This is a genomic window from Syntrophomonas zehnderi OL-4, assembly GCF_000983115.1.
Classification (GTDB): domain Bacteria; phylum Bacillota; class Syntrophomonadia; order Syntrophomonadales; family Syntrophomonadaceae; genus Syntrophomonas_B; species Syntrophomonas_B zehnderi.
This window is the reverse complement of record NZ_CGIH01000028.1, coordinates 39,052-61,515: the sequence shown is the minus strand read 5'-3', so window position 1 is coordinate 61,515 and position 22,464 is coordinate 39,052. Positions and strand designations below refer to the sequence as shown.

Here is a 22,464-nt window from a genome sequence, read left to right as displayed (position 1 = left end):
TGATTATGATGAAGGAGCCAGAGCCGATGTATCCATGGAATCGGTTTCCAAGTTAAGACCGGCATTCTCACCGACCGGCAACGTAACTGCGGCAAACTCATCCCAGACCACCGATGGTTCAGCGGCATTGATCATGATGACCCCGGAAAAAGCTAAAGAATTAGGCTGCAAACCCCGTCTGAAATATGTTGGCTATGCTGTAGCCGGATGTAATCCAGATGAAATGGGTGTAGGCCCAGTATATGCGATACCCAAGGTATTAAAACGTACAGGTCTTAAATTAGAAGACATCGGCTTAATCGAGCTGAACGAAGCATTTGCTTCCCAGTCCATCTATTGCATTAGAGAATTAGGTATCAATCCTGATATCGTAAACGTAAACGGCGGAGCAATAGCAATCGGTCATCCGCTGGGATGTACCGGAGCCAAGCTGACCGTAACCCTGATGCACGAAATGGAAAGACGTAAAGTAAAATACGGCATGGTCTCCATGTGTATCGGCGGCGGCCAAGGCGCAGCCGGAATCTTCCAACTCTGCGACTAAAACTTACGTTAAAAAAGGCATGGTCTTTGACCATGCCTTTTTCTTTTTAATTAGAAAAAACATGTATAGACGCGAATCACGCGGATTTTCGCAGCTATATTATTACTCAACCACCGTAGCGGATGCTTTAGCTTCCGAAGGAGAGCAAGCTTCCCCAACCGTTTCACGCCATTATTTTCAGGTGGCCGTACCCTTCGGGCACTCCATATGTTACCTAGCGGTAACTGCTAAGGTTGCACCCTGCGGGCATGGGCGGCAAATGATTTAATATTGGCCTATTATTATGCTTATACACCTGAATCATTATATTTGGATAATTTTTTGGTATAATTAAGTAATATCCAGGCTCATTAAATTACCCTGTTCGATGAGGTTAGAAATGATTTATGTTCACCCGGCGGCCGAACCATTTTTTATAAGAGGCGAAACAGATTCAGCTTTGCTGTTGCTGCATGGTTTTACGGCTTCACCAACGGAAGTGTATCCGGTGGCCGACCTGGTTCATGCCGCTAATTTTAGTACGGTCAGCGGAATCCTCTTACCTGGACACGGCTCAGACCCGCGCTTTCTTAATCGTTGTACCTGGGAGGATTGGTACCGGGCGGTTGAAATTGAGCTGGATTATTTTTTAGCCAGCTACGAGCATGTTTATGTGGGGGGACTATCACTGGGAGCTCTGTTGGCAATGTATGCCGGGCTCAAACTAAAGGGCATAAAAGGCGTAATTGCTATAAATGCTCCGATCTATAACCGCAAGCCGCTATTAACCAGATGCGCTCCGCTACTTAAATATATAAAACCGTATTTTCCCAAGCAGGTTGATGAGGAAATGCGGGAACTGGAAAAAGCCGGTCGTTTCGCTTATCGGGTCATGCCGGTTAAAGCATATCAAAGTTTGATGGAATTAAGAAAAATAATAATGCAAGAAATATCAGGTCTTAAGATCCCTTTGCTGGTTGTGCAATCCAGACTTGATGAATCAGTAGATATACGCAGCGGCAGATATCTCCATAAGAAGACCCAGGCAGCGGGGTCAAGTTTGCTGGAGTTAGGTATGTCAGCTCATATTGCCAGTATGGGGCCGGAGAAAGAGCGTATCGCCCAGGAGATCGTCACCTTTATGGCGGCTGATCCGAAAGGGAATTTATAAGGGAATTCCCCATCTATAAGAAACCTAATCAGGGAGGAACATATTTATGAACCGAGAAAAAGCCTTAAACTTACTGAAAGAACATTTAAAAAATGAGAATCTGCTTAACCACTCACTGGCAGTGGAAGCGATCATGCGCGGCCTGGCTGAATACCTGCATGAAGATGTGGAAACGTACGGGCTGGCCGGGCTGCTGCATGATATCGATTATGACGTAACCGGTGATGACCCTGCCCGGCATTCCCTCGTAGGCGCAGATATTCTTACGGAACAGGGGATTGATCCAGAGATCGTTTATGCGGTTAAAGCCCATAATGATATACACGGCTTGGAAAGAAAAAGCCTTTTGGACAAGGCCCTCTGGGCAGCTGATCCGGTCAGCGGATTTATTACGGCGGCCGCATTGGTAAGGCCCGACAAGAGTCTGGCCGAAGTGCAGTTAAAATCGCTGAAAAAAAGATTCAAGGAAACCGCCTTTGCCCGGGGAGCCAGCCGCGAACAGATGCGAAGTTGTGCAGAGATAGGATTGGAACTGGACGATTATCTGGAAATTGCCCTAAAAAGCATGCAGAAAATAGCCGCCGAGATTGGGCTGTAGGATTTAAAATTAGCTTTGCGGGGAAGATTATAAGGAGGAATAAAAACGGATTTGCGCGGCAACCTAAAGAGAATCGACTCGCTACACAGCCGAAGCAATTTACGATCAACCCGGCTTACGGTTAAAATGAGTGCCGGGTAGGTATAGGAATTTAATTAAAGGAAAGATTTAACGAATGGAATATAACATTACGCCTGAACACATACTTACCTTTATGCGGCAGGCAAGCTATCGTCCCTTGTCCTATCAGGATCTTCTGGAAGCACTGGAATTGCCAGATGAAGCAAAAGGTAAATTCAGTGCCATAATAGGCAAGCTGGAAAAAGAGGGCGAAATCGTCAGAACCCGGCGGGATAAGTACGGTTTGCCCGAGATGATGAATATCTATCGGGGAATTATTAGGCTTAGCCAGCGTGGCTACGGCATATTAGTGCCCGACCAGCCGGGTGCGCAGGAAATATTTGTCTACGGACGCAATCTAAATGGCGCCATGCATGGGGATCGAGTTATGGTGCGCATACAGGAACGGGCCGCTGCTGATCAGCGTCCGGAAGGAGAAGTAATCAGAGCGATTGAGCGCGCTAATCAAGAACTGGTAGGAACGATTCAGAAAGGACGTCATATCCTGCAGGTTATCCCCGATGATCCTCGGCAGATATATCCGGTAAACGTAAAACCCCGGAAAAATCTGCCCGTAAAAAAAGGAGATAAAGTCCTGGTAAAAATCACCGGGTGGCCAGATAAGAACAAATATCCCGAAGGAACTATCGTGGAAATCTTTGGCCGCCAGGGGCAGCCGGGAGTAGATATGCAGATTGTGATTAAAAAACATGCCCTGCGGGAGGAATTCCCCCCGCCCGTCATAGCTGAAGCCCAAAAGGTTACGATACCAGTAAGTTCGCAAGAAATATCCCGACGCCGCGACCTGCGCGATCTGCGCACGGTTACAATAGATGGCGAAGATGCCAAAGATCTGGATGATGCAATCTCGATAGAAAAAACGCCTGGCGGATATCGTCTGGGAGTGCATATTGCCGATGTCTCACATTATGTGCGCGAGGACAGCAAGCTTGACAAGGAAGCCTTTGCGCGCGGCACCTCGGTTTATTTAATTGACAAGGTTCTGCCCATGCTGCCACCGGAATTATCAAACGGTATCTGCAGTCTGAACGCCCGCCAGGATCGACTAGCCATTACCTGTCTAATGGAAATTGACCATAAGGGCAAAGTACAAAAACATGATATATTTAAATCCGTTATTCGGGTAAAAGAGCGCATGACCTATACGGCAGTAAACAAGATTATAACCGACCATGATCCCGAAACCAAATCATGCTACAGCAATCTGGTGGATGATTTTTTACTCATGAAGGAGCTGTCCGACATTATCCGCCGGGAGCGAACCAGCCGTGGAGCCTTGGACTTTGACTTTCCTGAAAGCAAAGTCAGGGTAGATGAGACAGGTTTTCCAATTGACATCCTGCCTGTTAAACGCGGCGCCGGCGAAATGCTGATAGAAGACTTTATGATCAAGGCCAACGAAGTTGTGGCAGAATATATGTACTGGCAGGAAATGCCGACTCTCTACCGGGTGCATGAAAAACCGGAAGGAGACGCACTGGCTAGATTAAACCAAGTGCTGGCAGTGTTTGGTCATAAGATTCAGGAAAACAAGATCGAGCCTTATGTATTTCAAAAGATTTTAAGAGATATTAAGGGCACCCCGCAGGAGAATACTATTTCCTTGCTGGTATTGCGCTCCATGAAACATGCCCGTTATGTTCCCCAGGCCCTGGGTCACTTCGGACTGGCTTCCAAATACTATTGCCATTTCACCAGTCCCATTCGTCGCTATCCCGATCTGATCGTTCATCGGGTTTTATCGTTGATGCTAGACGACAAAATGAACGCTAAGAAAAAAGCGGCTCTGGAAAGCCGTATGAACAAATATGGAGAACAATCCAGTCTGCAAGAGACAAAAGCCGAAGAGGCTGAAAGGGAATTGCTAGACATTAAGAAAGCCCAATATATGCAGCAGTTTTTAGGTGATGAGTTTGTGGCTCGCATCTCCTCGGTGCAGTCCTTTGGATTCTTCGTGCAATTGCCCAATACCGTGGAAGGGCTGGTGCATATTTCCACCATTGCCGATGATTATTACGAATTCAATGATCGCAATTACACACTGGTTGGCATCCATACCGGCAAAAAGTACTCCATAGGCGCTGAAGTCCGGGTGCAGTTGGTCAGTGTCGATGTAGACAGCGCCAAAATCGACTTCGAACTAGCCTGAACAGAGGTACAAGGAAGGTCTTATAGACAGACATTTGACAAATAACTGGAACTGTTCTATAATGAAGACCGTTGCAAATGAAGATACACCCTGGCTTTGGAGTAATATTTATACCCGAGGCGAGGGTTTCTTTCACTAAAGCGTATTATTTTTTTCAGCTTCTATTGGTGGTCAATGACTACTGCGTTGAGGTGGTTAAATGGGCAAAAAAGCAGGGATCAAACCGGTAGTGGACAACCGCCGGGCCAGACATGATTATCATATAAAAGACGTTTATGAAGCCGGCATGGTTCTGGTCGGCACAGAGGTAAAGTCTCTGCGAGCCGGCAAAGCCAATTTAAAAGACGCCTATGCCGTGGTCAAAGGAGGGGAAGTGTGGGTAAACAACTTCCATATCAGCCCCTATGAGCAGGGCAACCGCTTTAACCATGAACCACTAAGGCCCAAGAAACTCTTGCTGCATAAAAGCGAAATCAATAAACTCCTGGGAATACAGAAGGAATCCGGCTATACCCTGATTCCGCTCAGGATATATTTCAAAAACGGCCTGGCTAAAATGGATCTGGCGGTGGCGGTCGGCAAGAAAAACTACGATAAACGTGAAGACATTGCCAACCGCGATGCCAAAAGAGATATAGAAAGAGCCATAAAGAGCCGCAACCAAGCATTTTAAACTGAGTAAAAAAGGCTGCGCAATAAATAAATACCTGCTGACAAAGCCAGCTAATGGTATTATTATAGTATGGCAGTTAATCATTTATATTTAGGGGGCGTAAAGGTTTCGACGGGGGCTAGGATGGGTCGAGTAGCGAGCCGAGTTGTCGCCAGCTCGTTAAAAAGGTGAAAAAATCAAATTAACTGCAGAAGATAATTTTGCACTAGCCGCTTAATGCGGCTCGTCCGGCCAGGTTTCCTAACGGCCTGGTGCAGGGCGTCACTTAGTTAGGGTACCCATAAGCCTTTTTTCTCGAGGGGTTAATGGGGAAATTAATCGGGGATAGCCGAAGGGAGCCTGTTCGTGGGCGCCCGGCTGGCGAAAATCAAAACACGCACTGCGCTCGGAGAGACTGGGCTGGTCTTACTTTCGGACGGGGGTTCGACTCCCCCCGCCTCCACCAAATAAGTACGCAAAGATTGATACAATGTAAAATCCCAGTATTAGCGGGGTTTGCGTAAAATTTGCGATAAGATAAAGCACCGTTTGCGGACGGTGTTTTTTGTTTTTGGCACACTTTCGTTAAAAGATGCACACCCCCTTTATGGGGGAAAAGGGGAATCGTTAAAAGGTTTAGGAATCGTTGAAAGGTTTGGGGTACACATCACATTACATCACATCAGCCCCACAACCTGTATCTATCTGGCGAATGGGCGAGATGTTCTCTTAAAATGGAAGAAAACGCCACTTTGCGGCTTTGGCAAAGCGGCATTTTGCTTTAGCGGATCTTTTTAAAAAGCTGGTCAATAAAGTCATCATCTTCCATGAAGATAACATTGCGATTATTCCAATCGGCTTTAGGGATATGCTTGTTAGCCATCTCCAGGTGCTTGGTAGGCGTTAGGATTAATGAATTTAAAATAATATCTGAGTTGGCCAGGGATGATTCGATGTCCTTAATTTTCTGGCAAAGCATTACCTTTTCGTCCTCAAATGACATATCCCTGGTTCCGTGCGGTTCAATAAAGGTTATATACTGCTTGCCGGCTGTCACCAGCCACATGATAAAATCGGGGTAAAAGCCGGCTTCCTCGAAGAAACCGATGCCCTTTTTGCTGACATTGCGGATTATATACAGTTCTTTATCAGCGAAAAAGGCTTTTTCCCGTCCCACATAAAGGCGCAAGGCCTGGATAAAATCAACCTCGCTTTCATTAAGGGGCACCGGCGAGATGGCGATATCGATGCTGTTTTTCGCCAGGTACATGACCGGATTATACAATGAAGCCGGGAAGGCTACCGCCATAAGCTCATCTTTTGACTTCACAAAGTCCACCAGGGAGCGGGCTTTTTTGGCCGCCTCCATCTCCTTGGCCAGGTTTTCGATAAATATTCTGGCCTCTTCATGCAGCTCCACATTACTAATACTGACCATATATTCGTCCTCTTTGATGAAGTTATCATTCTCATCATCCACCGGCTCATAGGTGAGGAGCGGCTTTTCCCAGGCACTTTTCTGTACATAGTAATAGCGCTCGCAGTATTTTTTCAAAAGGGCGATGGCAATTTTCGTCCAGCGTGAAAAATCGCTGTAATCGTTAAGCGTGAGTTCCTCCTGGGGGATAAGCAGCCTGTACCAGCTGTTGTCTTTAAGCAAGGGTTTAATATCATTCCTGGCTATATTCAGGTTGTACCAGGCTTTTTCGTTTTTATATCGCTGCAGTTCAAAGTAAATCTCCTCATAATCAAGCCCTTCCAGGTGTATTTCACTAAAATAGCCGGTCTGTTTGGTAATCTCGGACAGAGCAGCCTGCTTTTTGGAGGATTCAAACTGTACCTTGGCATAGCAGTCCAGGGTTATGACCCCGGTATACTTTTTCTCCGCTAAGGTAGGCTTGGGTCCATGTTTTTTATAGTTCAGATCGCCGCGCACTTTTAAGGCCAGAATTTTTGATCTTTTATACTGCTTATTGCGGATTACCGGCAGCTTGATTATATAAGGCGGCTCTTTATCGGTAGGCACCCCTTCCTCCTCAAGGTATTCCCTGAACTGCTTCATGTAATCGGCCCGTACGCCAAATATGTTCAGGGTCTCCAGTATGGAAATGTAGGGCGGCACCTTGACTGACGGATTGTCTTTTATATAAAAACTGCTACGCTTCAGCGACATGCCATAGCCTTTGAGACGAACGCCCCGGCCGAAAAGCTGGATTATTTCGCTGCCTTCGCTGCGTCCCACGTTCATCAGCCCCATGGTGGAAACCCGCCAGCAGTTCCAGCCCTCGGTGAATTTTTTCGAGCCGATCAAAAGGTTGATGGTCGAGTCGGGCCGGGTAATGTTTTGAAATAAGGATTGGGTAAAATCAACACTGGCCGTGTGCAGGCCGTTTTCAGCGCAGAGCTTGAGCAGGGCACTGTCATCACCGACATTGATCACCCCGAAGGGGTCGTTTTCCCCCAGGCGCAGGCGGATTTCACCCGGTATGCCTTTCAGGTTCTCAATGTGCATTGTCGCACCGCTTACCGGACAGTTGAACACCACTGATAAAAGGTCGGCGTAGACCGCCTCCGCCGGCATATGGAGACTGGACAAAAAAGTGAAGGCGTTTCTGAATATGTCGGCGTTGCGCTCGTTTGTTAATCCGGTATTCCCCGTTTGGATGCGGTTAATCATGGAAATTGTGGTGCTGCTTTTCGTGATAACGTCCGAGATGAACAGCAGTATATCCACAACGTCAGAAACCTCTCGTTTGTTTTCTTTCCTTACGGCATTGACGCTGCCGCCGACAAAGACCAGGAGCGGGTTTTCCACGTTGAACGGCTCAAACTGCTTCTTGCTGGCCAGATAGAGTTTCTTCTGCTGGTAATAGGTCAAGAGGCAGGCCGTAAGGTATAACTGCCGCTTGTGCTCATCACTGTCATCAGCCAGGTTGAGGATATTGTAATCCTTGCCGTAACCATCGCTGTAGAAGTATTTATAGGAATAGTCAAACAGGATGCATTTGGCGTATTCCTGGGTCAATTCTTTATTATTGGCGACCTTGACCGCCTGGCCGAAGGTGGCGGAATACTCGAAGGAAAAGCCGTTCTCACAGAGCATGTTGCGGTATTTGTACCAGGTATCGCCGGAAGCCCCGCGGTGGCCTTCATCCACAAAGACCACATTTTTATTGCCGAAACGCGCGGCGGCTACCGTTTTATCGCCGTCTTTGTCGCCTAGTTTGGTGTTCTCCAGGATAGCTATTTCATCAGCAGGGGCAAACATCCTGCTTCCGCCTTTTTGGTAGATGGCAGCCGGGATGCCGGAGGCTCTGAAATCGTCAACGTGCTGCAGGGATAAGCCTTCCTTCGGGGTTAAGAGGATAAACGAACTGTCCCCGCCGCGCAGTCTTCCCCGGGCATAATGACGGTACTGGTGGTAGTTGATATGCATAAGCAGGGTCTTGCCGCTGCCGGTGGCGTTCCAGAAGGCTATCTTGTTAAGGTCGCCTTCTTTGTATGGTTCTATCCGGTTTACCGGCTCCTGACGGCTGTTAAATTCCGCCACATAAGCGTTTAAAGCATCCACCAGGCGCTGGCGGTTATTGAAGTATTCGTCCAGGTAGTATTCCGTAAATAGCAGGGATAGGTACTGGAAATACTTTAAAGTAATCTTCTCATCGCGTTTTTCGTTGATTTTGCGGATATGACTGACGATATTCAAGTCATATTGGGCAAGCCGTTCTGCGGAAATCTTCAATGTGTCATGATACTCGGTAATCAGACGCTTATAAAAACCGCTTACGCCTTCGCTGTCGACCGCCTCATATTGGGGCGGCTTCAGCGTCCGGGAAAGCTCGTCGAATTTTTCTACCCCAAACTGTTTTAAGAGGTACTGGTTTAAAACCAGCTTTTTATAAAACTCCAGCGGGGGAGCAGCAGCTTTAGTTTTCTTCTTGGCCATTTTAGCTTCCCCCTATATGTTTTCAACGCTGAACATGCGTTTTTTCATTTCTTCCTCGATGAGGACGACTTTCCAGCTTTCCTCATCGGTTCGCAGGTTGGGCAGGTTGTTGTCGCCGTTGACATAGATTTTTTTATATTCAAAATCGGTGGTGCTGATCTTCTTGCGCTGGAAAAAGGCGTCCAGGACTGCGTTATCCTTGATTTTGTCCCCGGTGAGATCGCGCCAGATGACCAGCACCCGGTCGCCGCTCAAGGTAGTGCCTTCCACCATTTTGAAGCGGTAGGTGGAACCGCTTCTCAGCCTGGCGGTAACCGCGCCGTATTCGCCGGTGGTGAATTCGGCGTCAAAGCCCTGCCGGGCAAAGCTCCGCTCCACCTTCAAGCCGATCAGGTAGTTGAAGGTCTCCACCAAATCGATAACGGTCACTTTGCTTTCCTGGCGGCGGGTGATGTTCATGGCGTAGTCGAAGGGATGATCCAGCATGTCAATATTGAGCAGGCTCAGGCTGCCCCTGGTTTCATCGGGCAGTAGGTAATGGAGCATGTACTGCTCCTTGACCGCCGGGTTGGTGAGGAACTTCAGCGTGCCTTCCTCTATCTCGATATTGTTTAAAGTGTCCTCGTAGCTTTCCAGGCGCAGGTACTTGAAGGCGTGGCTTATGCCTTTGCGGGATACCGGCTTGCCGTCCTTCCAATCCTCGCTGTATATAACCTTTTGTACGCGCGGCTTTGTGACCGTGTCAAAATACTCACCCATCTCCACCAGGATGTATTTGCGATTGCCGCCGTCCTCGCGGTTGAGGTTGATGACGGCGTGGGCGGTAGTGCCGGAACCGGCGAAGTAGTCGAGTATTGTGGATATCTTATCTGTTGTTGCGCCCACTAATATCTCATAGAAAGAGACAGGATGGCAATAAGGAAATTCGACACCTAATTTATCAGTGTCAGCTTTTCCTTTCATTCCATTTTGTATAACTGAAGTCATTTGGCGTTTTGTATCAATTGATAGGAACATTTTTTGCCTAGGTTGCGTCGTTTCATCTTTTCCGAACAGAATTTCTCCTTTTTTTATCATGTCTTGTAGTGTTTCAGGTGTTCTTGAAAAACCATTAGGTGGGATAGCACAAGGCTTCTTGGTTATCGGATGAATAAGAGGCTGAAAAAACTTGGGATCAGTTCTTGGCTCCGGGGCACGTAAGCTTACACTCTGGTATATTCTACCCTCGTCGTCAATATATCTATATGCCTTTTCACCACCAGTTAAATTTGGGTTTTGATTAATCCAATTTGTGTATTCTTTACGTACATCTTCATTTACCTCACCATACTTTGATATAAGTTCTCTTACATAATCAACCATATTTTGAACGTTATCGTTATTAAGTCTCAATGTTACCGTATTTTTACTCCGCCATATAACATATTCATGTTGTGTAGCTAAACCAGTTCCTCCTGTCATTGGGTTTCGTTTATCCCAAACAACTGTTCCAACGTTAAGCAAAGACGATTTTTCAAAAACATTCCACAAACGTTCATATTCATTTTCATCAATATGACATGCAAATGATGCATTATCAGACATAATCGGTACCGAAAGATTAAGTCTGTCAAACATCATTGACATCCAACTCGAGTGCCTATAATTATTTTTATATAAAAAACCACTTGTTTCTGTGTTGTAAGGAGGATCAATATGGATAAAATCTATTGAATCCGCATACCTTTCCTGCAGCAGGTTTAACGCCTGGAAATTCTCGCTGTGGATCAACAGCCCGTCCAGGTTCTCGTCGAGATTGTCGATGCTATCAATAAGCTGTTCCTTGAATTCCGGAGGGAAAAAGCCGGTGTCCAGCACCAGGTAAGGATTTTGCTCCAGGAATTCAATGGTGAGCGGATCGGAGAAGCCGGCTTTGGGGGCTTCCACCAGATTGGGCTGACCCGGCGTTATTTCGTCAATGGCAAACAGCCGCACCCATTCCTCGACCTGGGCTTTATTCTCTATAATCTGCGGGTAGAGCTTTTTGGGCACCCGGTCCAGGGTAAGGCAGTAATTGGTCTCCACCACGAATTTCTTCTTCAGCCACAGCATCTTCTGGAAGTCCTCGATCTGGGCCAGGAAGGCGATGATCTTTTTGCCGATACTGCGGATTATTTTGGCTTTCAGCAGGTATTCTTTGGTTTTCCGTTCGTCCTGCTCGTCTATATCGTCCAGGAAGATGACCTCGTTCTTTATGTAAAAGTCCAGCTCCCGGTTTAAAAATTTGCCCAGATCTTTATGGATAAAATAGTCAAAGGTATTGCGGGCGGTGTAGCGGTTAAGCTGCCTTTCCAGGAGGCTCTTGCCATCGGTTACATTGAGCAGGGAGGCAAAGTCTGGATACTGCGCCGAAGCCTTGGTAAACTCCGCTATTACTGCCGCGTTGTAGTCGGCCTGCTTTTTCTTGTCCCCGGCCTTGTATTCAAAGTAGATAAAAAGCTCGCCGTTTTCCAGGGCAAAGGGCGTTTCCTGATGGAGCTGGAAAAAACGTTTTTCATTGCTTTTGTTGTTGTCCTTTTCCGTTTCCGCCTCCACGATCTTGAAGTGCACCGTCTGGCCGTAGGGGGTTTTAAAGGTATAGTCCTTAAAATACTCGCTGGTTTTTATATAATACTGGTCGGCGTTGGCCCAGTGCAGCTTCACTTCCTCGCCTTCATAAGGGATAGCGTATACCCCGTCTTTGTAGCGCCGCTGGGAGATAAAGTCCCCTTCGTCGTAGTAGCGGGAGAAGAACTCGGTGAGGTGGGAATAGATATCGGCTTCTACGGCGGCAATATCGGTATTGACGGTGTAAGCCGCCTTCTTTTCCCGCAGTTTTTCTATCATGCTGGCTTTGGTTTCCTCATCCAGATCTATGGCCTGGGCGTTTTTTATGTCCTTTTCGATCTTCTCCAGCTCGGCCTTGTTGCTGCTCCGGGCAAGCACCGCGAGCTTTTCTGAAATCTGGGACATTAAATCGTTTTCCAAAAAGCGCCTTATTTCATCGCGCTTGTAGTTCATGATCCGGTAGATGCCAAAATCCAAGTCGGCCTGGTCAAACTGGAACATTTCCGTCAGTTTGTCCATCAGCTTCTTCTGGTTCTCGGTTAAACTTGCCATTTTAAATGACCTCCCATTCTACGGTGAATAATTCCATCAGCTCGCACTGGGCCTCTGAACGCCGCTTGATATCATCAATCAAGGCCCGCCGCCGCTCTTCGATTTCTTCTTCGTTATCCTCCAGCCGCGCCCGCATATTGCGCTTCTTGCGGTTAAGTTCGCTTAGCTTTTCATTGAGTTCAGCGTGTTCCGCGGTGGTGGCAGCCAGGCGCAAGCGGCGTTCAGTTTCGCGGATTTGCAGCTTCACATTCTCCAGTTCCTTTTCCAGGGCCAGGACCATGTCCTTAGTCCATTTATCCAGGCGTTCCTCTTCCTCACGGATATAGACCAGGTTCTGCTGGTTGGCTCTTTCCAGGGTTGCGCCGGCATAGATATCAATTTCCGCTTTTAATTTCTTTTTAATGCCGGGCGGCACCTGGTAACTGGTATCGGCAAAACCTCCGCACTCAAAAAGTTTCTGGCATTGTTCGGCGGCAAGCGGGCTGCCGTCTTTAAGAAAACCCGCAAAGAGCAGAAATTCCTCGCTGTCAAATGATGATATTATGTATTTATAAAGGGTAAGATAACCGCCTTGTCCCTTTAACTGCTCCACCTGGCTGATGCGGTAGCCGGTATGGCGGGAGATGTCAAACGTCACTTTGCCGGAAAACACAGCTTCATTTAATGCCTGGTTTAATACATGCTGTCCCAGCGGGTGGGACATACGGTATAGTATTCCACTCGTTTCTTCCGTTCCCTTTTTTATCAGGCAGTATCGTCCCGGCGGGGAAGATGCGACTTCATCCAGCAGCTCAAACGTATGGCTTACGTTATCGAATACCGCCTGGGGGCCTAACTCAAACATGGTCAAGGACCAAAAATGCCTGGTATAACGGTCAAGATACTTATTTACGCTTAATTTGAGCCGTTCATGCACATCGGCGTCGAAGTTTTCAAAGAGCGTATCCCTCGCCTTTCGCAGGGAGCGCTGGATTTTATCCTCCAGTTCCTTTTGCAGCCGGTTAAACTCCTGCTCAATCTCCTCTACAGTACGGCACTGCTGATAGATTTCCAGAATGCGTTTTTCAAAATCGACCCCCGACTCGACTGTTCCCAGGACCTCGTCGGAAGAACCGAACACTCCCTTAAACAGGCTGAATTTCTCGTCCAAAAGCTCATGCACCCTGACATCGGCGTAATTCCGTTTGTTGATGAAGTTGATAACCACCACATCGTTTTTCTGGCCATAGCGGTGACAGCGCCCGATGCGCTGCTCTATACGCTGGGGATTCCAGGGCAGGTCATAGTTTATTACCAGGGAGCAGAACTGCAGGTTGACGCCTTCGGCGGCGGACTCCGTGGCGATCATAATGTCGGCGGCATCCCGGAAATATTCTATTAATGCGTTGCGTTTATCAGCCGTGGGAGAGCCGCTGATCCTACCGGTATATTTGTTTTTTTCCACCCATTCTTTGTAGATCCGCGTGGTTTCAGGGCCGGAATTGCTGCCGTTGAATAGAACAATCCTGCCGGCGTAACCGTTGGCTTCCAAGAAGCGTTTCAAATAGTCCTGGGTACGGCGGCTTTCGGTAAAAATCAGGGCTTTGCGGTTGGCGCCTTTTGACCGCATCTCTTCAAATCCGGTAGCAAGCGCCTCCAGCAGGGTAGTGGATTTGGTATCGGTATCAATGCTCCCGGCAATTGCAATAAAGGAGTTTAACTCGGCTATCTCTTCGTTTAACTGCTTAACGTCGAAATCCGGTTCGTTGTATGGGAGTGAGTCATCATCCTCAGTTTCATCTATTATTTCTTCAATAAGTGCATACTCATCCTCGTCAAAAAGGTTTGCGAGGTCGCTGTTGGCATCCAGCACGCCTTCACGAATGCTGACCAGCCGGTCCCTGATGGTTTCCAGGGTCTGCAATAAGGCCCAGGTGGACGAGGCCAGCAATTTGCGGATGATCAGGGTTGTAAGCTGTTTCTGCCGGTAAGGTATGGCGTAGGTATTATCCCTCTGCAGAAAGGCGGAAACCATATCATACAGCTTCTGCTCGGCATCGGAGGCGGTGAACTCCTTTACAATTGCCAATCGTTCGGTATATTTTACATATTCAACGACATCCTTGCGCAGGGTGCGTTTGCAGAAGTTAGACAGCCGCTCTTTCAGATCACCAAAATCCGGGTCGTTAATATAATTGTCCCGGAAGGATTTCAGGTCGCCGAATAAGTGCTCGTCAATCATGGTGGATAAGCCGTAAAGCTCCACCAGGTTATTCTGTAAAGGAGTGGCAGTCAGTAATAATTTTCTTCTTCCAGCGGTTGCTTGTTTAATTGCTTGTCCCATCTTGTTGCTTGACCGGTAAGAATTGCGCAGTTTATGGGCCTCGTCAATGACCACCATATCCCAACTTATCCCATTGATATCCGGATGCATTTTGCTGGCGTAATTGTAGGAAACAATTACAATAGTCGGCTGATCGAAAGGGTTTTGGGCCCCTAGCTTCTGGTATTCGTTATAGGTTCTGCTTTCCAGTATGGCCGAAGGGAGATTGAACTTTTCCAGCAATTCCAAGCTCCATTGTTTTCTCAAGGCCGCCGGGCAAATAACCAGCTGCTTGCGTTTGCGTTCGGCCCATAGCTGACACATGACCAAACCGGCCTCAATCGTTTTGCCCAGGCCGACTTCATCGGCTAGAATAACACCCTTTGATAGCGGGGATTTAAAGGCAAACAAAGCCGCGTCAATCTGATGAGGATTTATGGCCAGGGCAGCATCAAAAAGGGATGAGGATATCCGTTCATTACTGCTGTATGATTTTCTATGTAAAAGCTCGTTTGCGTAGTATTTAGCGTGGAAAGGGGTAATCATGACAAAACCTCTCCTCCGGGGGCTGTAAAAATGCTATTAGCCTGGACTCTACTATTTCGTCTCGTTTGTAATTTCCATAATATCCGAGATATCGCAATTCAAAGCTGTACATATCTTTGCGAGAATCTCGGTGTTGACGTTTTCATTTTTGCCCAGTTTCGTTATAGAGGCTGAGCTAATCCCTGCCAACTTCTGCAAATCTTTTTTCTTCAGGTCTTTATCAATCAAAAGTTTCCACAGTTTTTTATAACTGATAGCCACAGTGCTCACCTGCCTGGTAGATTGAATATGGTCAAAGCATAACAGACAAAAGCAAATATAACAAGAATTATTAATGCGATAGCAGGAGAAATTGGAGCGTTCTATTGAATTATATCATATCTATTGATATGATCCATATATTGGGTTGTATTGGGGAGGGGTGTTATGGCAGGACTAAATTCGTTCAGAGATGTCATCGAAGACATGTTTTATAACGATATCTTTAACGCTTTATCAGCATTTGTTGAAGACAACCCCAGCCGACTGGAAAACAATTCATACCGTGTCCAAAATCCAGATGAAGCCGCGTTATCTGATTTTAAAGTCCAATTTGTAAATATTACCGAATCCGAGGGAAACGAGGTTCTCTTTGACGTGGTGGTATCCGCGGAGGTCGAGATAGCGGAAACGGTCAGGAGAAACCGCGAGACCGACGGTATAGAGCAGTGGTTTCGGGTTTCCTGCACCGCCGAATTGGAAGACGGAATTCAGGATTTTCGGATATCCGACATACAGATATATAGCAAAAACAGGAGGAGCACACAGAACAACCTGTCCGAGTATTTAGTCCCCATTATCTATAAGGAGCACCTGGATAATGTCGCGGAGAAATTTCTTGCCAAATATTACCCGGAAGCGTTAACAGGGCCAATGCCCGTCCCCTCTCGTGAAGTCGCCAAGCGAATGGGGCTTGACGTTCAGGAAGTACATATTACAAAAACTTGTTCTGTTTTCGGGCAAATATACTTCTCTGATTGTGAAGCGCGGCATTATGACAGTGACACCAGGGAATATAAACCGTTGGCGGTCAAAAGAGGAACAATCCTGATTGACCCAAACGTGTTTTTTATGCGCAATGTGGGGTCCGTCAATAATACAATCATTCATGAGTGTGTTCACTGGGACCTGCACAAAAAGTTTTTTGAGCTGGAAAAGCTGTATAACAAAGAAGCGCGGTCCATAAGCTGCCAGGTTCAAGAAGGGATAAGACCGGAAAGGAACCGGACACCGCTGGACTGGATGGAATGGCAGGCCAACGCGTTAGCGCCAAGAATACTGATGCCTATAAGGCAGGCACGGCAAAAGATAGAAGAACTCATAGAGAAAAATAAGCGTGTATTGCAGACCGAAAACATGGCGGATATCATGGAATCCGTGGTTTTCGAATTATCCGATTTCTTCGAGGTGTCAAAGCAGGCCGCCAAAATCCGCATGATTGATCTGGGTTACACAGAGGCTATCGGCGTTTTCACTTACGTTGACGACCATTATATCTCCAATTATACTTTTGAGCGGTCCGCGCTGAAAAACAACCAGACTTTTACCATTGGGACACAGGATGCCCTTGTTGAATATGCTCTGAACCCGGATTTTCGCCAATTGATTGACTCAGGCAAATATGTCTATGTTGACGCCCACTTTTGCGTTAATGACACCAAGTATATCCGCCAAAACGAAAGCGGTTACGCGGAACTGACTGATTACGCGAGGCAGCACATTGATGAGTGCTGCCTTATTTTCGATATTAAGGCTCGCCGGAATGATAGATACGGCGCCAAGTACTATACGGAATGCGTGCTTTTTAGAAACATTGTATCCGATACGATAATTGAGGCGAAATACAGCAGCTCCCCTCAAAACCAGCGGACCGAGGCCAGGGCTGTTGAATTAAAGAAAATCAGCAACGAGGCCAAGCGAACGGCAAATATTATGCGCGGCCTCCCCGCCACCTTTTCTGATACTCTAGTGGCCCATATGGACCGATTGGAAATTACTGTGGAGAACCTGGAAGAGAAGTCGCTGGTAAATGCCAGGACGATACAGCGCATGAGAAACGATGAAAGATACCAGCCAAAGCTAGGAACGATAGTGGCGGTCTGCATAGGCCTGCAGCTAAACCCTGTGTTTAGCGCTGATATGATAAGGAAGTCCGGCAATACGTTCAGGGCCACCGAAGAACACATAATATATCAAATGCTGCTGAATTCGTACTACCAAAACTCCATTTATGAATGCAACGAGATCTTGCAGGCTAATAACTGCAAGCCGCTAACCAAAGAAGAATAAAAATTAAATTCCCGCCGGACATTTTTTGTCCGGTTTTCTATTGCCTAAAATAAAGGCTCCCTGTGGATGGCGATATCGTTTCGCAGCCCACAGGGGGCCTTTTTTGCTGTAAAAACGGACATTTCATGTCCGGGGCAAATGGGGATTTGAGCGGTAGCATAAAGCCATGGGTTGGCCAACCCCTGATCAAAGAACACCTAATCAATCGGCAAGGAGACAAAGGGAATGACAATCAACATGCCCATCAAGGTTACTCCATATCAACATCAAAAAAACGCTTTCCAATTTACCTGCGGCAATTTTGGATTGACAGCGCCATACAGAATCATCTCCCGCGGAACGGCTCTTTTAATTGAAATGGGGCTAGGAAAAACCCTAATCGCCATAGCTGTTGCCGGTGCCCTTGAACAGGCTGGAAAGATCAGACGTGTCCTAATCGTTGCCCCGCTCTCCATTCTTGGTGTGTGGCAGGAGGAGTTTGGCAAGTTCGCGGATTTTGATTTCGCACTGGCGGTTCTGACCGGCAGCACCGCCAAGAAGGCTGATACCCTGCGGCATATGCAGGGCTCCCCATTGCAGGTGGCGGTGGTGAATTACGAGTCAGCCTGGCGGCTGGAGAAGGATCTGCTGGTTTGGGACGCCGACCTGGTCATTGCGGACGAGGGACATAAAATAAAGACCCACAACATAGCGGCATCCAAAACCATGCACAAGCTCGGCGCAAAAGCGCGATACAAGCTGCTTCTTACCGGGACGGTTATCACCAACAAAGCCATCGATGTGTTCAGCCAGTACAAGTTCCTTAATCCGGAGATCTTCGGTCAGAGTTTCTATGTGTTCCGCAACCGCTACTTTGACATGGTGGGCTACGGCAATCATACCCCGGTGCTGAAAAAGTCCATGGAGCAAGATTTGATGCGTAAGCTTCACAGCATCGCCTTCCGGGCAACCAAAGCCGAATGCCTGGATTTGCCGGAGACTACCGATATCGTGCGGTATGTGGATCTGGAGCCGAGCGCCATGCGGGTTTACCGGGACCTGGTGCGGGACAGTTACGCCGAGCTGGGCAAGGGAGGGGTCACTGTAACCAATATTCTCACCCGGCTGCTTAGATTGTCACAGCTTACCGGAGGGTTCATCAGGGATGATGACGGCAGCGCCCCGCAGAGAATCAGTACCGCTAAACAGGCGGCGCTGGAGGATATTATCGAGGATGTTTTGCAGGGAGGCAAAAAGCTGGTAATTATCGCCCGCTTCATACCGGAGATCGACGCCATCTGCCGCATGCTGGACAAAAAAGACATCAAGTATTCCCTGGTCATTGGCAGCGTCAAAAACCGCGAGGAGCAGGTGGCGGCGTTTCAAAACGACCCGGAGGTGCAGGTATTTGTCGGCCAGATAGCGACCGCCGGTTTGGGTATCACTCTTACCGCCGCCAGCACCATGGTTTTTTATTCACTGGATTACTCCATGAGCAATTTTGAGCAGGCCAAAGCCCGGATCCATCGCGCCGGGCAGCGCGAGAACTGCACCTACATTTACCTAACCGCCAAAGGCACCGTTGATGAAAAGGTATTAAAAGCATTGCGGAGCAAGGCCGACCTGGCCAGGACACTGGTGGATGACTACCGCGGCGGCAGCAACCCGTTTGCGACGCGAGGAGGTGAAAAGTGATGAGCAGCGAGCGAATGTTTGAACTGGCGGACAGGCTTAAAGAGCTTAGGGAAGCCAAGCAGCGGGCCGAGCAGGAAGTCAAAAATTTAAACGCCCAGATCGACGAGGTTGATTATGAGCTGTCGGAACTGATGGCCGAAACCGAGACCCAAAACTTTACCCGCGGCGGGACTATGTTCTGCCTGACCACCACCACAAGAGCGTCGGCGGCCGCCGGCAAGAAGGACGAGCTTTACAGCCTGCTCAAGAGAAACGGCTACGGCGATCTGGTGTATGAGACAGTTAACGCCAACAGCCTGTCCGCCTTTGTCAAAGAGCAGATGGCGGAGAACAATGATTTATTACCCGATTGGCTTTCCGGACTGGTGAATGTCTACGAAAAGACCTCCGTCGGGGTCAGAAAAGCCGCGAGATAGGCTTATCTGATGCGAAGAACTACGAGCAATAAGCCAAGGACAAGGAAACTATGAGGAAGGAAACAAGGCACTAAGCTGCTTTGATATAGATTAACCTAAAAAATTAAATTACGGAGGGTTAAAGATATGGCTAAAAACGATAAGGCTTTAGAGGTTCAAAAATCAGGATACCTGCAGCTGGCGGATTTCAACATGAATGAAGCCATGGCGGAGGAGCTCGACGGTTTGGACGGTGGTTTTGAGCGGATTAAAATCCCTTCCGCCGGGAGCACAGTTTTTGAGGTGCCGGGCGAAAACCCCAACGAACCCGACGCGGTCAAAGAATTCTCAGCGGTGATTCTCTATCACCATCCTTTATTTGCCTACTACAAGGACAAATACACCGGCGGCAGCAATCCCCCAGACTGCGGGAGCTTTGACGGTGTTACCGGGGAGGGCAATCCCGGCGGAAGCTGCTCTAAGTGCCCATATAACCAGTTTGGCAGCGGCGAGAACGGCAGCAAGGCCTGCAAGAACCGCCGCCGGATCTATGTGCTGCGCGAGGGGGAGATTTTTCCGCTCTTGCTTTCACTCCCGACCGGATCGCTTAAAGAGTTTTCCCGCTACATCAAACGTCTGCTCTCAAAGGGTAAAAAGTCAAACAGCGTGGTGACCAGGTTCTCCCTGAAAAAAGCGGTGAACAGCGGCGGCATCGCCTATTCCCAGGCCCAGTTCGCGGTGGACCGCAACCTCACCGCTGAGGAATACGCGCTCATTAGCAGGCTCTCCGAGCAGGTCAAAGCCTACAGCAAGCATATCGGCTATGAGGTGGACAGCGGCGCGGAGGCGGCGGATGAACTTAACGTTGACCCCGAGACCGGCGAGGTTATACAACCTTTGAAATAAGGATCAGGCTTTTGGCGGTGGAGCGGGCTAACACCCGCTTCCCGCTAAAGCCGGAAAGGACAAGCCTATGGATTACAGACGCGTGACCACGCTTAAAGAAATACAGGATTACCTTGGCGCTTCGAATCTGATTGCCTTCGACTTTGAGACCGCGCCGCAGGATGAGTACCGCCACGATGATAAGGCGGCCCTGGATGCTCATAAGGCGGTTATTGTCGGGGTAAGCCTGTCAGTTTCCGAGGGGACAGGCGTATATGTGCCGCTGCGCCACCGGACCGGCGGGAATGCCGATTCACCGGAAAAGATCATGGACTGGCTGGTTAAAGCCGTTTTTACCAACAGCGCTATCATCAAGGCCGCCCACAATCTGAGCTTTGAGGCCATGTTTCTCTACGCCTTGGGCATTGTCGTCCAGCCGCCCTGCTACGATACCATCGCGGCGGCGCAGATGACTCTTAAAAATAACACCGAATTCCGTTCCCTGGGAGACAGCGGGCTAAAAGCACTGGTACCGGAGCTGTTTGATGTGGATCTGCCCAGCTTTGAAGCGGTAACCGCCGGTCGGTATTTCGATGAACTGGACCCGCGGGATACCGAGATCATCCGCTACGCCTGCGCCGATTCGGATTATACCCTGCGCCTGTATCACCTGTTCAACAACTGGTTTGACCGCTACCTGCCTAAACACCGCTACGTGGTGGAGGAAATAGAATCGCCCACCGCTGTCTACGTCGGCCTGATGAAATACAACGGCCTTTTGGTGGATAGGGAACTTATGCTTAAGAAGCAGGCCGAGGCCGAAGCGAAACTGGCAGAGCTGAAAAATGAAATCGCTTTTATGATCGGCGACGTTGAAATCGGGGCCAACGCCAGCACAGCGGCGTTTAAGAAATACCTCTATGAAGACCTGAAGCTGCCGGTACTTAAAACCACCGCCAAATACCAGGAAGCGGCAGATGATGAGACCATGATCCTGCTCTCTGACTGGAGCCGGGAAAACCGGCCGGAGCTGGCGCGACTGTTTGAACTGGTTCAGGAATACCGCAAGTGGGGCAAACTCAAGAGCACCTATATTGACGGGTACCTGGAGCATATCAATGCGGCCACCGGTCGGATTCATCCCGAGATGTTCCCGCTGGGCACCGAGACCGGGCGCTTTGCCAGCCGCAGGCCTAATCTTCAAAATATGCCAAGGTCAGATACAGACAGCATTGGGGTTCGCAATTTTATTATCGCTCCTCCCGGCAAAGCGCTCTTGTCTCTTGATTTTTCGCAGATTGAGCTGCGGGTGGGGGCCTTCTACTGCCGGGATGAAAAGATGCTTGAGACTTACAAAACCGGCGGGGATATTCATGCCCAGACGACCAGCGTTATTTACCACATACCTTTTGAGCAAGCGGCCAGCAAAAACGCCGAGCATTACAAGGAACGGCGTTCTATCGCCAAAAACTGCAACTTTGGCGTTTTCTACGGCCTATTTTCCAGAGGGCTGCAGCGCAATTTGAAATTCAAGGCGGGATTAAATACATCGCTCGCGGAATGTGAGGAAATCATCCGCAATCTCAAAGCCGGTTATCCCCGGCTTACCCAGTGGCAGGACGAGGTCAGGACAAGGGCAGGCTTTCGCAAATATACCGAAACGTATCTCGGCAGGCGGCGCTATCTGCCCAATATCGCCTCAACCGACTGGGGCAAGAGGTCTTTTGCCGAACGCTGCGCGCTCAATACCCCGATTCAGGGAACGGCGGCGGATATTTTAAAGCTGGCCCTGGTACGTATCATAGTGGGCTTATCAGAACGAATGTGGCTCAAACCCTTGCTGCAGGTGCATGATGAATTGGTGTTCGAACTGCCGGAGGACAAGGTGTCTGAGGCGGTGGGATTCATCAAGGCCTGCATGGAAGCCCAGCCCTTTGCCGCTTTTGATGTGCCGATTGTGGCCGAAGCCTCAATTGGAGCGCGTTTTGGCGAGATGAAAGAAATAGATTAATGAAA

General features: G+C 48.4%; 14 protein-coding genes and 1 other RNA gene. 11 read left to right on the top strand and 4 right to left on the bottom strand.

Annotation, left to right across the window (positions count from 1 at the left end; all coding sequences use genetic code 11):
- The 6 genes from AAV90_RS08630 to ssrA all read left to right on the top strand — a co-directional run.
- Nucleotides 1-544, top strand: a 544-nt coding sequence (locus tag AAV90_RS08630; RefSeq protein ID WP_046497810.1) for a thiolase family protein, incomplete at its 5' end; no start/stop codon positions are given.
- 367 nt (nt 545-911) lie between these two features.
- Nucleotides 912-1,694, top strand: a complete 783-nt coding sequence (locus tag AAV90_RS14120) for an alpha/beta hydrolase (protein ID WP_157609527.1) — start codon at nt 912-914, stop codon at nt 1,692-1,694.
- Between the two features lie 46 nt (nt 1,695-1,740).
- Complete coding sequence (locus AAV90_RS08620) at nt 1,741-2,292, top strand: HD domain-containing protein (protein ID WP_046497809.1); 552 nt, start codon at nt 1,741-1,743, stop codon at nt 2,290-2,292.
- 175 nt (nt 2,293-2,467) lie between these two features.
- Nucleotides 2,468-4,582 carry a ribonuclease R gene (gene rnr, locus AAV90_RS08615; protein WP_046497807.1) on the top strand — a complete coding sequence of 705 codons (2,115 nt, stop codon included), beginning with the start codon at nt 2,468-2,470 and terminating at the stop codon, nt 4,580-4,582.
- A gap of 199 nt (nt 4,583-4,781) precedes the next feature.
- Nucleotides 4,782-5,255, top strand: coding sequence for an SsrA-binding protein SmpB (gene smpB / locus AAV90_RS08610; protein WP_046497805.1), 474 nt, complete (start codon nt 4,782-4,784; stop codon nt 5,253-5,255).
- Nucleotides 5,256-5,348: 93 nt separating this feature from the next.
- Nucleotides 5,349-5,700: a transfer-messenger RNA gene (ssrA, locus tag AAV90_RS14470) on the top strand.
- Between the two features lie 315 nt (nt 5,701-6,015).
- Here ssrA and AAV90_RS08605 read toward each other — a convergent pair.
- From AAV90_RS08605 to AAV90_RS08590, 4 genes are read right to left on the bottom strand one after another with little or no spacing between them, the layout of a single operon-like run.
- Complete coding sequence (locus AAV90_RS08605) at nt 6,016-9,180, bottom strand: DEAD/DEAH box helicase family protein (RefSeq protein ID WP_046497802.1); 3,165 nt, start codon at nt 9,178-9,180, stop codon at nt 6,016-6,018.
- Nucleotides 9,181-9,192: 12 nt separating this feature from the next.
- Nucleotides 9,193-12,318, bottom strand: a complete 3,126-nt coding sequence (locus AAV90_RS08600; RefSeq protein WP_046497800.1) for a site-specific DNA-methyltransferase — start codon at nt 12,316-12,318, stop codon at nt 9,193-9,195.
- 1 nt (nt 12,319) lies between these two features.
- The gene (locus AAV90_RS08595) at nt 12,320-15,166 is read right to left on the bottom strand and encodes an SNF2-related protein (RefSeq protein ID WP_046497797.1); all 2,847 of its coding nucleotides are present in this window, start codon (nt 15,164-15,166) and stop codon (nt 12,320-12,322) included.
- Nucleotides 15,167-15,217: 51 nt separating this feature from the next.
- Nucleotides 15,218-15,427 (bottom strand): helix-turn-helix domain-containing protein, encoded by a 210-nt coding sequence (locus AAV90_RS08590; protein WP_046497795.1) that lies wholly within the window; start codon nt 15,425-15,427, stop codon nt 15,218-15,220.
- Nucleotides 15,428-15,592: 165 nt separating this feature from the next.
- Here AAV90_RS08590 and AAV90_RS08585 point away from each other — a divergent pair, with 165 nt between their 5' ends.
- From AAV90_RS08585 to AAV90_RS08565, 5 genes are all read left to right on the top strand, one after another.
- Nucleotides 15,593-17,494: an ImmA/IrrE family metallo-endopeptidase gene (locus tag AAV90_RS08585; RefSeq protein WP_046497792.1), complete on the top strand. Its 1,902-nt coding sequence runs from the start codon at nt 15,593-15,595 to the stop codon at nt 17,492-17,494.
- A 225-nt stretch (nt 17,495-17,719) separates the two neighbouring features.
- Nucleotides 17,720-19,168, top strand: coding sequence for a DEAD/DEAH box helicase (locus AAV90_RS08580; protein WP_046497790.1), 1,449 nt, complete (start codon nt 17,720-17,722; stop codon nt 19,166-19,168).
- The gene (locus AAV90_RS08575) at nt 19,168-19,584 is read left to right on the top strand and encodes a gp33 family protein (protein WP_046497787.1); all 417 of its coding nucleotides are present in this window, start codon (nt 19,168-19,170) and stop codon (nt 19,582-19,584) included. Before AAV90_RS08580 ends, AAV90_RS08575 begins: the two co-directional genes overlap by 1 nt.
- Before the next feature lie 126 nt (nt 19,585-19,710).
- Complete coding sequence (locus tag AAV90_RS08570) at nt 19,711-20,469, top strand: hypothetical protein (protein ID WP_046497785.1); 759 nt, start codon at nt 19,711-19,713, stop codon at nt 20,467-20,469.
- 67 nt (nt 20,470-20,536) lie between these two features.
- A complete protein-coding gene (locus AAV90_RS08565; RefSeq protein WP_046497782.1) occupies nt 20,537-22,459 on the top strand; it encodes a bifunctional 3'-5' exonuclease/DNA polymerase in 1,923 nt (640 codons plus the stop codon).
- Nucleotides 22,460-22,464: the final 5 nt, after the last annotated feature.

Coding starts and splice junctions, on each gene's coding strand:
- AAV90_RS14120 (WP_157609527.1), top strand. CDS start 912: ATGAGGTTAGAAATGATTTATGTTCACCCGGCGGCCGAACCATTTTTT.
- AAV90_RS08620 (WP_046497809.1), top strand. CDS start 1,741: ATGAACCGAGAAAAAGCCTTAAACTTACTGAAAGAACATTTAAAAAAT.
- rnr (WP_046497807.1), top strand. CDS start 2,468: ATGGAATATAACATTACGCCTGAACACATACTTACCTTTATGCGGCAG.
- smpB (WP_046497805.1), top strand. CDS start 4,782: ATGGGCAAAAAAGCAGGGATCAAACCGGTAGTGGACAACCGCCGGGCC.
- AAV90_RS08605 (WP_046497802.1), bottom strand. CDS start 9,180: ATGGCCAAGAAGAAAACTAAAGCTGCTGCTCCCCCGCTGGAGTTTTAT.
- AAV90_RS08600 (WP_046497800.1), bottom strand. CDS start 12,318: ATGGCAAGTTTAACCGAGAACCAGAAGAAGCTGATGGACAAACTGACG.
- AAV90_RS08595 (WP_046497797.1), bottom strand. CDS start 15,166: ATGATTACCCCTTTCCACGCTAAATACTACGCAAACGAGCTTTTACAT.
- AAV90_RS08585 (WP_046497792.1), top strand. CDS start 15,593: ATGGCAGGACTAAATTCGTTCAGAGATGTCATCGAAGACATGTTTTAT.
- AAV90_RS08580 (WP_046497790.1), top strand. CDS start 17,720: ATGACAATCAACATGCCCATCAAGGTTACTCCATATCAACATCAAAAA.
- AAV90_RS08575 (WP_046497787.1), top strand. CDS start 19,168: ATGAGCAGCGAGCGAATGTTTGAACTGGCGGACAGGCTTAAAGAGCTT.
- AAV90_RS08570 (WP_046497785.1), top strand. CDS start 19,711: ATGGCTAAAAACGATAAGGCTTTAGAGGTTCAAAAATCAGGATACCTG.
- AAV90_RS08565 (WP_046497782.1), top strand. CDS start 20,537: ATGGATTACAGACGCGTGACCACGCTTAAAGAAATACAGGATTACCTT.